Source organism: Sphingobium sp. MK2, from assembly GCF_040170545.1.
Lineage (GTDB): Bacteria > Pseudomonadota > Alphaproteobacteria > Sphingomonadales > Sphingomonadaceae > Sphingobium.
This window is the reverse complement of record NZ_JAZDXA010000039.1, coordinates 39,724-51,013: the sequence shown is the minus strand read 5'-3', so window position 1 is coordinate 51,013 and position 11,290 is coordinate 39,724. Positions and strand designations below refer to the sequence as shown.

At 64.4% G+C, this 11,290-nt stretch carries 14 protein-coding genes and 1 tRNA gene; 10 read left to right on the top strand and 5 right to left on the bottom strand.

What is annotated here, in order from left to right; genetic code table 11:
- Positions 1-531, bottom strand: a 531-nt coding sequence (locus V2I08_RS16065; protein WP_349635982.1) for an Arm DNA-binding domain-containing protein, incomplete at its 3' end; no start/stop codon positions are given.
- 190 nt (positions 532-721) lie between these two features.
- A tRNA-Ser gene (locus V2I08_RS16060) sits at positions 722-812 on the bottom strand.
- A 93-nt stretch (positions 813-905) separates the two neighbouring features.
- On the opposite strand from V2I08_RS16060, the gene V2I08_RS16055 reads away from it, so the two are divergent.
- From V2I08_RS16055 to V2I08_RS16030, 6 genes are all read left to right on the top strand, one after another.
- Positions 906-1,796 carry a peptidylprolyl isomerase gene (locus V2I08_RS16055; protein ID WP_349635981.1) on the top strand — a complete coding sequence of 297 codons (891 nt, stop codon included), beginning with the start codon at positions 906-908 and terminating at the stop codon, positions 1,794-1,796.
- An 84-nt stretch (positions 1,797-1,880) separates the two neighbouring features.
- The gene (ald, locus tag V2I08_RS16050; protein WP_349635980.1) at positions 1,881-2,996 is read left to right on the top strand and encodes an alanine dehydrogenase; all 1,116 of its coding nucleotides are present in this window, start codon (positions 1,881-1,883) and stop codon (positions 2,994-2,996) included.
- A 228-nt stretch (positions 2,997-3,224) separates the two neighbouring features.
- Positions 3,225-4,055, top strand: a complete 831-nt coding sequence (locus V2I08_RS16045; protein ID WP_349635979.1) for a sulfite exporter TauE/SafE family protein — start codon at positions 3,225-3,227, stop codon at positions 4,053-4,055.
- 83 nt (positions 4,056-4,138) lie between these two features.
- Positions 4,139-4,861 carry a response regulator transcription factor gene (locus V2I08_RS16040; RefSeq protein WP_349635978.1) on the top strand — a complete coding sequence of 241 codons (723 nt, stop codon included), beginning with the start codon at positions 4,139-4,141 and terminating at the stop codon, positions 4,859-4,861.
- Complete coding sequence (locus V2I08_RS16035) at positions 4,854-6,200, top strand: HAMP domain-containing sensor histidine kinase (protein WP_349635977.1); 1,347 nt, start codon at positions 4,854-4,856, stop codon at positions 6,198-6,200. The genes V2I08_RS16040 and V2I08_RS16035 overlap by 8 nt, the downstream gene beginning before the upstream one ends.
- A complete protein-coding gene (locus V2I08_RS16030; protein ID WP_349635976.1) occupies positions 6,200-6,760 on the top strand; it encodes a hypothetical protein in 561 nt (186 codons plus the stop codon). The genes V2I08_RS16035 and V2I08_RS16030 overlap by 1 nt, the downstream gene beginning before the upstream one ends.
- Before the next feature lie 6 nt (positions 6,761-6,766).
- Here the strand turns inward: V2I08_RS16030 and V2I08_RS16025 are convergent, their stop codons facing one another.
- Positions 6,767-7,981: a cardiolipin synthase B gene (locus V2I08_RS16025; protein WP_349635988.1), complete on the bottom strand. Its 1,215-nt coding sequence runs from the start codon at positions 7,979-7,981 to the stop codon at positions 6,767-6,769.
- Between the two features lie 125 nt (positions 7,982-8,106).
- On the opposite strand from V2I08_RS16025, the gene rpoZ reads away from it, so the two are divergent.
- Both rpoZ and V2I08_RS16015 read left to right on the top strand, forming a co-directional pair.
- The gene (gene rpoZ, locus V2I08_RS16020) at positions 8,107-8,451 is read left to right on the top strand and encodes a DNA-directed RNA polymerase subunit omega (RefSeq protein WP_037476174.1); all 345 of its coding nucleotides are present in this window, start codon (positions 8,107-8,109) and stop codon (positions 8,449-8,451) included.
- Between the two features lie 129 nt (positions 8,452-8,580).
- On the top strand, positions 8,581-8,880 hold the full coding sequence (locus tag V2I08_RS16015; RefSeq protein WP_349635975.1) for a putative quinol monooxygenase: 300 nt from the start codon (positions 8,581-8,583) through the stop codon (positions 8,878-8,880).
- 6 nt (positions 8,881-8,886) lie between these two features.
- Here the strand turns inward: V2I08_RS16015 and V2I08_RS16010 are convergent, their stop codons facing one another.
- Both V2I08_RS16010 and ung read right to left on the bottom strand, forming a co-directional pair.
- Complete coding sequence (locus V2I08_RS16010; RefSeq protein ID WP_310223270.1) at positions 8,887-9,066, bottom strand: hypothetical protein; 180 nt, start codon at positions 9,064-9,066, stop codon at positions 8,887-8,889.
- A complete protein-coding gene (gene ung, locus V2I08_RS16005; protein WP_349635974.1) occupies positions 9,063-9,749 on the bottom strand; it encodes a uracil-DNA glycosylase in 687 nt (228 codons plus the stop codon). Before ung ends, V2I08_RS16010 begins: the two co-directional genes overlap by 4 nt.
- Before the next feature lie 94 nt (positions 9,750-9,843).
- Here ung and V2I08_RS16000 point away from each other — a divergent pair, with 94 nt between their 5' ends.
- Together V2I08_RS16000 and V2I08_RS15995 are read left to right on the top strand one after the other, a co-directional pair.
- The gene (locus V2I08_RS16000; protein WP_349635973.1) at positions 9,844-10,851 is read left to right on the top strand and encodes a serine hydrolase; all 1,008 of its coding nucleotides are present in this window, start codon (positions 9,844-9,846) and stop codon (positions 10,849-10,851) included.
- A 59-nt stretch (positions 10,852-10,910) separates the two neighbouring features.
- Positions 10,911-11,276, top strand: coding sequence for a DUF962 domain-containing protein (locus V2I08_RS15995; RefSeq protein WP_349635972.1), 366 nt, complete (start codon positions 10,911-10,913; stop codon positions 11,274-11,276).
- Positions 11,277-11,290: the final 14 nt, after the last annotated feature.

Below are 11,290 nucleotides of genomic sequence, written 5' to 3'. Positions count from 1 at the left end.
CCCCATCGACTTCGAAACACAAGCTGGTGTAGCTTGAATGAGCCTATCTTGGTGTCCGCCAAACCGGCAGCAGGCCATCAGGACCGATGCAACGTCATCCATGGTGATTTGATCGACTGCCATAGGCAGTAGGGGCTTTGCATAGGTATCGATCGTCGACCGCCACTGCTTGCGGTGCTTTTCATTTTTGAAGCCGCCTTCGATGGTATCGATCAGCTCAGTCGCGACGTCTGCAAACGTCGTGATACGAACCGCCGTCGGTCGTGCCAGTTTGCGGGCCTCGGCTGGATCGCGACCGGACAGCTGGATCGTTCGAAGCTCTTCAGCAGTTTTGCGGGCTGCGGCAAGCGATACGTCTAGCGCAGATCCTAAACCGATTTCGCGCCGTTTGCCTTGTAACATGTAGATGAAGAGCCACGATTTCGTGCCGCTCTTTCGCACGCGCAGATAAAGGCCGCCGCCATCGGAGTAGACATTGGGTACGTCTAAGCTCGCAATCTTTTTGACGTTGAGCTTGTTCCGCAGGTGCATGCCAGCCTCCAGGTTCTACCTTAGGCACAGATACTGCAGGCTACAAGTCATAAAAATGGTCATAAATTCTGCAGCGATTGATCGCGATGAGCGGCGAACATGCACGATCACCAAATTCAGAATTATCTCAGCAAACGCTGGGCTTTTAGCGTTCGCCAAAGGGTGCTGGCGATCGTTGAAATATAGCAAATGGCGGAGCGGCAGGGATTCGAACCCTGGATACGCTTTTGGCGTATACTCACTTTCCAGGCGAGCGCCTTCGACCACTCGGCCACCGCTCCGCATTGCACTGGAAGTCGCGCTCCCTATCGCGGTGCGGGCGGCTAGGCAAGGGGATGCTTTACTTTCCTGCGCGGCCGCGCTCTGATTGTGGCATGATCCGTTTTTTCGCGCCCGCGCTGCTCGCTTCCCTCCTTGCCTCCACCGCCATCGCGGCTGATCCGCCGACGACGCCCGCCGCCGTCGTGGCGGCTGCGCCCGCTGATGCCTGGCGCGCCATTGCGGCCGAAGACCTGCTCGTCATGACGATCGAAGGCGGCAAGCGCGTCGTGATCCAGCTCGCCCCCGCCTTTGCGCCGCGCCATGTCGGCAATATTCGCACGCTGGCGCGGGCGCAGTGGTGGGACGGGACCAGCATCAACCGGGTGCAGGATAATTATGTCACCCAATGGGGCGACGCGACCGAGAAGAAGCCGATGCCGCCCGGCATCGTGCCCACCAGCGCGGCCGATTATGTCCGCTCGCTCGCCAATGTCCGGCTGGCGATCACGCCCTTGCCCCATCCTGATGCCTATGCGCCCGCGACCGGCTATGTCGATGGCTGGCAGATGGCGATGAACGGGGACGCCGCCTGGCTGCCCCATTGCTATGCTTCCGTCGGCGTCGGCCGCAACCTGTCGCCCGATGCAGGCACCGGCGCGGAACTCTACACCGTCATCGGCCACGCCCCGCGCCAGCTCGATCGCAACATCGCCGTCGTCGGCCGGGTGATCGATGGTATGGCGCATCTGTCCAGCCTGCCGCGCGGCAGCGGCGAGCTTGGCTTCTACACCGCGACCGAACATAAAGTCCCGATCCTTTCGGTCCGCCTCGCCAGCGACCTGGCACCCGCGGACCAGCCCCGGTTCGAGGCGATGGACGTCGCTTCGCCCAGCTTCGCCGCTTATCTGCGCCTGCGCGCCAACCGGAAGGATGATTTCTACGATCTGCCCGCGGGCGGCGTCGATATCTGCAACGCGCCGGTGCCGGTCCGCCCGGCACCCTGAAGGGAACATTCGCGGCCGCCGCCGCGCTATGTCATCCTGTAGGCAAGCGGCCCCGTCACGCGCCGCACCATCGGGAGACATAGGATGATCGTCGGCACCGTCAGGGAAATCAAGAATCACGAATATCGCGTCGGACTGACGCCCGAAAGCGTCCACGAACTCACCGCCCATGGCCATGACGTGCTGGTCGAAAGCGGGGCAGGGGAGGGGATCGGCGCGCATGACGCCCTTTATGAAAAGGCAGGCGCGCAAATCGTCGCCACAGCCGCCGATATCTTCGCCCGCGCAGAAATGATCGTGAAGGTCAAGGAGCCGCAGGCCGCCGAGCGTGCGATGCTGCGCCCCGACCAGATCCTCTACACCTATCTTCACCTCGCCCCCGATCCTGATCAGACACGCGACCTGATCGCCAGCGGCGCGATCGGCATCGCCTATGAAACCGTGACCGACGCGCATGGCGGCCTGCCGCTGCTCAAGCCGATGAGCCAGGTTGCGGGTCGCATGGCGATCCAGGCCGGCGCGACCGCGCTCGAAAAGGCGCATGGCGGGCGCGGCGTGCTGCTGGGCGGCGTGCCCGGCGTCCTGCCTGCCAAGGTCGCGGTGATCGGCGGTGGCGTCGTCGGCTTCAATGCGGCGCAGATGGCGGCGGGGCTGGGCGCGGATGTCACCATCCTCGACCGCAGCCCCGAAGTGCTGGAAAAGCTTGGTATGTATTTCGAGGCGCGGGCCAAGACGCGCTTTTCGAACCGCGCCAACCTCGCCGACTGCGTGGCCGACGCGGACCTGGTGATCGGCGCGGTGCTGATCCCCGGCGCGGCCGCGCCCAAGCTGGTCAGCGCCGATATGCTCAAGACGATGAAAAAAGGCGCAGTGCTGGTCGATGTCGCGATCGACCAGGGCGGTTGTTTCGAAACCAGCCACGCCACCACCCATGCCGACCCCACCTATATCGTCGATGGCATCGTCCATTATTGCGTCGCCAACATGCCCGGCGCGGTCGCCCGCACCAGCACCTATGCGCTCAATAACGTGACCTTGCCCCATGCGCTGCGGATTGCGGACCTCGGCTGGAAGGGCGCGCTGCGCGCCGATCCGCATCTGCGCGCCGGCCTCAACGTCGCGCAGGGCAAGCTCACCTATCGCGCCGTCGCCGACGCGCTCGACCTGCCTTATACTCCGGCCGAAGATCTGCTCGACTGACCAAGCCCGCGCCGCCTTTGTGTCCGACTTGTGTCGGACAAGGTGCGGATTTGTCGACCTTGTTCGTCTAGCCAGCCAAGGGACCTGTCCTGTCAGCCCCTTGCTCTGGTTCCGCCGAAGAGAGGCATGGTTTTACGACATGGTCGATCTAGTTTCATTCGCCGCCTTGTTTGTCCGGGGCACCGACAGCCTGGCCACCGGCCCGACGCCAGCCACAGGAGCGCGCTGATGAACGGCGATCTCATGACCTGGTTGGTGCCGCTTCTTTCCATGTTGGCCGCTGGCCTGTTCGCGGGTTTCGCGGCGGGTATTTTCGGCATTGGCGGCGGCTTCGTCGTCGTGCCTGCGCTGTTCGTCGTCCTGCCGCTGCTTGGCGGCACCCCCGAAGCGATCGCCCATGTCGCCATCGGCACGTCGGCTGCGACCATCATCGTCACCTCGATCCGCTCGCTGCTTTCCCATGCCAAGCGCGGCGCGGTGGAGTTTGAGATCCTAAAGGCCTGGGCACCCTGGATCATCCTTGGCGATGGCGTTGGCGTCCTGCTGGCAGGCCATGTCGATGGCCGAATCCTGACGATGATTTTCGCTGGTGGCGTCTTTCTCATGTCGCTCAATTTCCTGCTGCCCAAAGTCGGCGACAAGGTGATCAGCCAGGATATGCCATCGGGAATCGCCCGTGTCGGCATCGCCGGCGGGTTGGGCACTTTTTCCGCGCTGCTCGGTATTGGCGGCGGCACGATCGCGATCATGGTCATGACCCTGTGTGGTCGTTCCATCCACCGCGCCATCGCCACCGCATCGGGCGTCGGCACGCTGATCGCCATCCCCAGCGCAATCGGCTTCGCGCTCATCGGCCTCAAGGAAAGTGGCCTGCCCTGGGGATCGCTCGGCTATGTCAACGTGCCTGCCACGCTCGCCATCGCCTCCATGTCGGTACTGACCGCGCCGCTCGGCGTGGCCGTCGCCCATGCGTTGCCAGCCAAGCCGCTCAAGAAAATCTTCGGCGTCTATCTGATCGTCATCGCCTTCGTCATGTTCCGCAACGCGATCCATATCTGACCAGCGCGCCTCCCCTGTCGCCATCTCCATAACAGCCTTTGTAACTGGCGGCCTTTGCCGGTATTTGCGAGGCGGGGGACGATATGGCGCAACAGGAATCGATCAATGTGCTGGTGGTGGAGGATGACGCCGCCGCGCGCGCCAACATCGCCGCTATCCTCACCCAGGCAGGCATGGTCGTGGATCAGGCGGAGGATGGCCGCATCGGCCTGCATCGCGCGGGCAGCGGCGGCCATGACGTCATCATCCTCGACCGGATGCTGCCACACCTGACCGGCATCGACATCGTCACCCGCCTGCGCGTCGCCGGAATCGGTGCGCCGGTGCTGATGCTCTCGGCGCTCGGCCGCAGCGAACATCGGGTTGAGGGACTGGAAAGCGGTGTCGACGATTATCTCGCCAAGCCGTTCGAACCGGACGAACTGGTCGCCCGCGTCCGCGCGCTGTGGCGTCGGGCCAGTCGCTCCATCCATGATCCGGTGCTGCTGTTCGGCGACCTCGAATGTCATGTGAAGGCGCGCACCGCCTTTCGCCAAGGCCGCCACCTCGCGCTCTCGCCCAAGGAATTCGAGCTGTTCCGCTATCTGATGGATCATGCGGGTGAAGTCGTGACGCGCGAAATGCTGCTGCGCCATGTGTGGAAACTGAGCTTCGATCCGCAGACCAATGTGGTGGACGTCAATGTCGGCCGTCTGCGCCGCAAGCTGGAGGAGGGGTTTGACGGCCCGGTCCTCGAAACCGTCTGGGGCACCGGCTATCGCCTGATCGCCCCAGGTTCGTCGGGTGGCGGGTCGCCGGGTGGCTAGACCCGATCTGTTCCGCTCGGTCTTCGGCCGGGTTATGCTCTCGTCCCTGTTCGTCAGTTTGCTATCGACGCTGGCGTTGTTCCTGGTGGTGCGCAGCATTGTCGCGGCCGACGGGCGAGCCATGCTGGCACGTGAGGTCGATACTGATCTGGCGGGCCTTGCCGACATTCATGTCAGCAGTGGCGTGGCGGAACTGCGTGCCCGCATCACAGATCGTATGGCGGTGGAGCGGGAAGATGGCGAGCGCGGCTGGTATCTGCTGATCGATGGGACCGGACGTCGCCTGGCGGGCAATCTTGATCGCTGGCCGACCATAGCGCCCGAAGTCTCGGAGGCCCGCTTCGTCATCCTGCCGAATGGGGAAACGATGTTCGCGCGCGCAACCCGGTTGGGGGGCGACACGCGGCTGGTCGTGGGGCGCAGTAATTATCGTGGGCAGGCGCTGCTGGCCCGGCTCGCCATGGCCTTTGCCGGGGCCGGCGCGCTCATTGCGCTGCTCAGCCTTGCCGCCGGGCATTTCGCCGCGCGTCGTCTCCGCCGTCGGGTGGAGGCGGTCAACGCGGCTTTCGCTGCGGTGCGGACGGGGCGCATCACCGCGCGCGCGCCGGGGGCGGGCGATAATGATGAACTGGCCGAACTGGCTGCCAACACCAATGCGATGCTCGATCAGGTCGAACGGCTGATCGAGGCGCAGCGCGCCGTGTCGGACCAGACCGCGCATGAAATCCGCACCCCGCTGATGCATCTCGACACCCGCATCCTCAAAGCCATGCAGGGGACGCAGGACGAAGCCTTGCTGCGCACGCTTGACCAGTCGCGTGGCGAGATTCGCGGCGTCGTGCGGCTGCTCGATTCGCTGCTCGACATTGCGGGCACGCAGGCGATGCGCGGCGACCTGCGCGGCCTTGTCGACACCAATCTCAGCGACATTGCCGACAATCTGGCCGATCTCTACGGCGCGAGCGCGGAGGATTTGGGCATCGGCTTCCACGCCCGCATAGCGCCCGCCGTCACCTTGCGCGCCGACCCGATGCAGATGACGCGCCTGCTCTCCAACCTGCTCGACAATGCGTTCAAATATGTGCCGAGCGGCGGCACCGTGTCGCTTACCCTGTCGGCGGGACCGCATATCGTCGTGCAGGATGACGGACCCGGCATCCCTCCCGCCGACCGCGATCGCGTGTTCGAACGCTACGTCCGGCTCGACGGCGCACAGGGCGGGGGGCATGGCCTCGGCTTGTCGCTTGCCAGAGCGATCGCACAGCGGCATGAGCTTTCCCTTCATGTGGAGGACGCCGCGCCCGGCGCGCGTTTCGTCGTCCATCCGGAGGATGATTGATGATCAGGCTGTTGCCCGTATTGCTGCTCGGCGCTGCGCCTGCCGCGCCTGCGGCGGACATGCGGCCGGCCGATCCGGTGTTGCGGACGTTGCTGGAGGGGGAGGCGGCCCATGCCAGCGGCAACCACGCCGCCCTGCTCGACACCGTCCAGGCCTTGAAGGCGCTTGGTGCGACGCCGGCAGAAGGGCAGGAGGATCTCGCCGCCCGCTGGACTCATGAGGCGCAGGCGCATGGCACGGCCCCGTCCACGCTCGCTTTTCGCGGCCGCGCACTCGGCCCGGCCTATCGCCACGGGTCGCTGGTGCCAGGGGGCAGCATGACGATGCGGCAGCTTTTCCTGGGCGGTCAACGCGCGCAGATATCGGTTGCGCCCGCAAACGGCAGCGCGGCGGACCTGTCGGTGCGGGTGCATGGCGCGGATGGCGAAACGCTCTGCGCCAAGCCGGTCGGCGAGGCGCAGGTGGATTGTGCCTGGCTACCGATTTTCACGGATCGCTATGACATCATCATCGAAAATGGCGGCAAGGCAGCCGTCGGCTTCTACCTCATCATGCGCTGAAGGCGATCAGTCCGCGTCGGGATTACGGAAATTGAGCCGCCGCGTGACCGTATAGTCCAGCACTCCCACCAACAGATAGCTGATCCATTGTTTGATCAGCGTCAGCGGCGTGCGGCTGGCGAGATGCGCCTCCAATGTGATTGTACGGCTTCGTGCCGCTTGACAGTCGATCATCCCGCGCACTGCCGCTGCGAAGCCCGCATCCTCGATCCGCAGCATCACCTCCAGATTGACGAACAGGCTGCGCATGTCGAAATTGGCCGACCCCACGAACACGGCATCGTCGATGACGAACAGCTTCATATGCAATTTATGCGGCTCATATTCGGCGATCTCCACCCCGCGTTTGAGCAGCGGCCCGTATAAGAGCCTGGCCGCCGCGATCGTCGCACCATTGTCCGACTTGGCAGGCAGGATCAGGCGCGCGCCGTCCCGCTGTGCTGCCCGTGCGATGCGCTTGAGCATGCCCCGGCCCGGCGAAAAATAGGCCGCGACCATATCCACCCGCCGCGCCTGTTCCATGTCATGCTTGACCACCTTCGCCCAAGGGCTCAGCCGCCGTGTGGGGCCACCGACCAGCCAGCGAAAGGGGTCGGCCTGTTGCGGATGCAGGCTCGGATTCCAACCCCGGACCATGCGTCGCAAGGTGCGGAAGCGTTGCTTGCGCGTCGAGACCCAGCGCCACAATTGCCCGTACCAGCGGGTCATCACCTCGACCTGATCGCCCTCGATCACCAGCCCCAGATCACACCAGCAATCGTCCGCCGGAATGCCGAAATAGCCATCCTCGATATTGAAGCCGCCGATCATCAGCCGCAGGTCGTCGGCGATCGCCATCTTCTGATGGTTGCGGATCAGGTAGCGGGTGGAGCGCCGCGTCCCAAATCGCTCGAAATGCGCGCCCGCTTCAATAAGCGGGGTAAAGAAGCTGTCGGGCGTCTTGCTCGACCCGAAACCATCGACCATCAAGGTCACGGCGACACCGCGCCGCCGCGCCGCGACCAGCGCGTCGCGCACCAGCATGCCGCTGCCATCATCGGCAAAAATATAATAATAGAGTTTGAGGCTATGGCGCGCGCCTTCGATCAGGCCGATCAGTGCCGCGCGCAACGCCGTCCCTTGCGTGATGAGCCGCAGCCGGTTGCCCGCCAGCATGATGCTGATATCGTCCGCTTCGCTGTCCGTATCAGCCGGTGCCGGGGCCTGATCGTTGATCGCCATCCACGCCTCATGCCCCTTTGCCTCATGATTTGCCAAGGCCTTATGCCCTTTTCATTGACTCAGCCGGGCCATGCTGCTAGGCGGCGAATTCGAAATTTCCCTTCGCTGTATTCAGGAGGCCCTGTTTGGCCCGCGTCACCGTCGAAGATTGCGTCGACAAAGTTACCAACCGTTTTGACCTCGTCCTTCTCGCCGCTCAGCGCGCGCGGGAAATTTCCGGCGGGGCCGAACTGACGGTCGATCGCGACCGCGACAAGAACCCCGTCGTCGCTCTGCGCGAAATCGCGGAAGAGACGGTCTTGCCTGACGAACTGCATCACTCGCTCGTCGCGTCGCTGCAGAAGGTGCAGATCGACGATGACGACACGCCCGATGAAATCGGCTCGATCGCCCAGTCGGCGGAGGCTCTGCGCCTCACCGCCGCCGCGCCGCCGCGCAACCAGAATATCGGCGGCGACTACGACGGCTGATCGCCTTATCCGTTTGGAGAGGGAAAGAGGCTCGGCCTGCGCAAGCAGGACCGGGCCTCAACCCTTTTTGGGCCGTTTATTGTCGATTGATTGCTTTTCGATCGTTTCTGGCATCGTTAAGCTGCGCCGATGCTGCTGATCGTCGGAACCATTCGCCTGCCCGCCCAAAATCTTGGCATCGCGCGCCCTGCCATGAAACAGATGGTGGAGGCCAGTCGGGCAGAAAACGGCTGTGTCGAATATAGCTATGCCGAGGATGTCCTCGATCCGGGCCTCATTCATATCAAGGAATTATGGACCGATCAGGACGCGCTCGATCGCCATTTTGCGATGGACCATATTGCACGATGGCGGGCGGCCTGGCCGGAACTGGGGATCGGTGATCGCGACCTGCGCGTCTATGACGTTAATGAACCGCGCCGGACTTAAGGCATGTTACCCCACCGGCCGCGCGATCCGTTTGCCCTTGGTCCGGCTGGTGAGGTGGAATAGCCCGCATCGGTCGCAGCGATAGGGGCGTAGCACGATCGCCGCTCCGGCAACCACCGCCCGCGCTTCCTCTTCCGACCCATAGCGTCGCTTCCGCGCGCAGACGCTAAGCCGGGTATGTTTCATAAGGGCGGCAGCGCCCAGTCGATGCCCCCACGTCCCTGCGCTTCCAGAAACGCATTGGCCTGCGAAAAAGGCCGCGACCCCAAAAAGCCATTATGCGCCGACAGCGGGGAAGGGTGGGCGGATTTGAGAATCAGGTGGCGGCTCTGGTCGACGAAGCCCGCCTTGCGCTGGGCATAGGCCCCCCATAGCAGGAACACGACCGGCTCTTCCTTCTGCGCCACCAGCCGCACGATCGCATCGGTGAACAGCTCCCAACCCTTGCCCTGATGCGACGCCGCCCGCCCCATCTCGACCGTCAGCACGCTGTTGAGCAGCAGCACCCCCTGTCGCGCCCAATGTTCCAGAAATCCGTGTCCGGCCCGCGGAACCCTCAAGTCGCTCTCCATCTCCTTGTAGATATTGACGAGCGAGGGCGGCGTCCGCACGCCGGGCTGCACCGAAAAGCACAGACCATGCGCCTGCCCCTCGCCATGATAGGGGTCTTGCCCCAATATCACGACCTTGACCTGATCCAGCGGGGTCAAGTCGAGCGCACGGAAATACTCGCTGCCCTTGGGGAAGATGCGTTTGCCCGCCGCCTTCTCCGCCTCCAGAAAGGCCTTCAGCTCCCGCATATGCGGGGCGGCGAACTGGTCGGCCAACGCCTCGCGCCAGCTTTCATGCAATTTGACGGTTCCGCTCATGCCGCCTGATGGCCCGGCGCGCAAAGCCCTGTCAATCGCGCGCGACAGGGTAAATGCGCTTGCGCGGCCCCGTCACATCCGCAAAACAGGCGCCATGCCTTTCCATCGTCCGATCGCCCTTGCCGCCGCCTTCGGCCTGTTCCTGGCCCCGCTGCCCAGCGCCGACGCCTTCGGTCCTGTCAAATCGAGCGTGCAGCAAACCGCCGAGACTCGCCTGATCGCCCAGTTCCAGCGGTTTGCGACCCTCACCGACGGCACGGTCGGCATCACCGTGCGCAATCTTGCCAGCGGAGAAACGCTCTCGCTCAACGGCGACACGCTGTTCCCGATGGCCAGCGCCTATAAGGTCGCGGTCGCGGGCAAGATCTTCGCCATGATCGACGCCGGACAACTGGCGCTGACCGACATCGTGCCGCGTGACGTCGCCACCATGGGACCGGGCGCGCCGCTGCCGGTGGGGCAATTGCTCGACCTGATGCTGACGCAGAGCGATAATAATGCCACCGACATGCTGGTCGCCCGCGCCGGTGGCCCAACGGCGGTCAATGGCTGGGTCGCGGGGTTGGGGATCAAGGGACTGCGGGTCGACAGCAACACCGCCGACCTGCTCTATCGCGCGATGGACCTCGCGCCGCGGCCGGGCAATTTCAACCGCAATGTCGCCGCCGCGCTGGCCGCCGATCCGGCGTTGCGCACCCGCGATATACGTGACCTGCCGAATATCGCCTTCGCCCGCGATCCGCGCGACAGCGCGACGCCCACCGCCATGACCGACCTGGTCGCCGCGATCCGCACCGGCAAGGCGCTTTCGCCGGCCAGCACTCATGCCTTCATCACCATCATGGAACGCTGCCGCACCGGCAAGGCGCGCCTGCCCGGCATGTTGCCGCCCGGCACGACGATCGCGCACAAGACCGGCACGATCAACGGCACCGGCAACGATACGGGCGTTATCACCCTGCCCGATGGCCGGATGTTCGCCATCACCGTCTTCGTCATGCAGGACCATCGCGGTCGGGTAATGCGCGACCGGATCATGGCGGAGGCCGCCCGCGCCGCCTATGATTATTTCCTGTTCGCACCCGATCGCGCCACGGCCTGACGCATAGGCCTTAACAGCGATCCCGGATGGCTTTAGGCTCTTCTCTTGAGAGGATTGCCGTGACCCGTCTGACCCGTTTCCGTAATTTCTGGCCCCATTATCTGCGCGAACATGCGCGCCCCGGTACGCGCGCGCTCCATTATGCGGGGACCAGCCTTGTCGTGCTGCTGGCGGCGGCTGCGCCCTTTGCTGGCCGGTGGTGGATGGCGGCGGCGCTGCCGGTCGTCGGCTATGGCTTCGCCTGGGCGGGCCATGGCCTCATAGAGCGCAACCGGCCCGCCACCTTCCGCTATCCGCTCTGGTCGCTGCGCGCCGATTTCGTGATGTGGCAGCGGTTCCTGACCGGCCATATCGGCCGCGATCTCGCCCGCGCCGGGGTGCGCCCCGATGGCACGGTCGACCCCGAACGGCGGACGGTGGCATAGCCGCCGCTTGACCG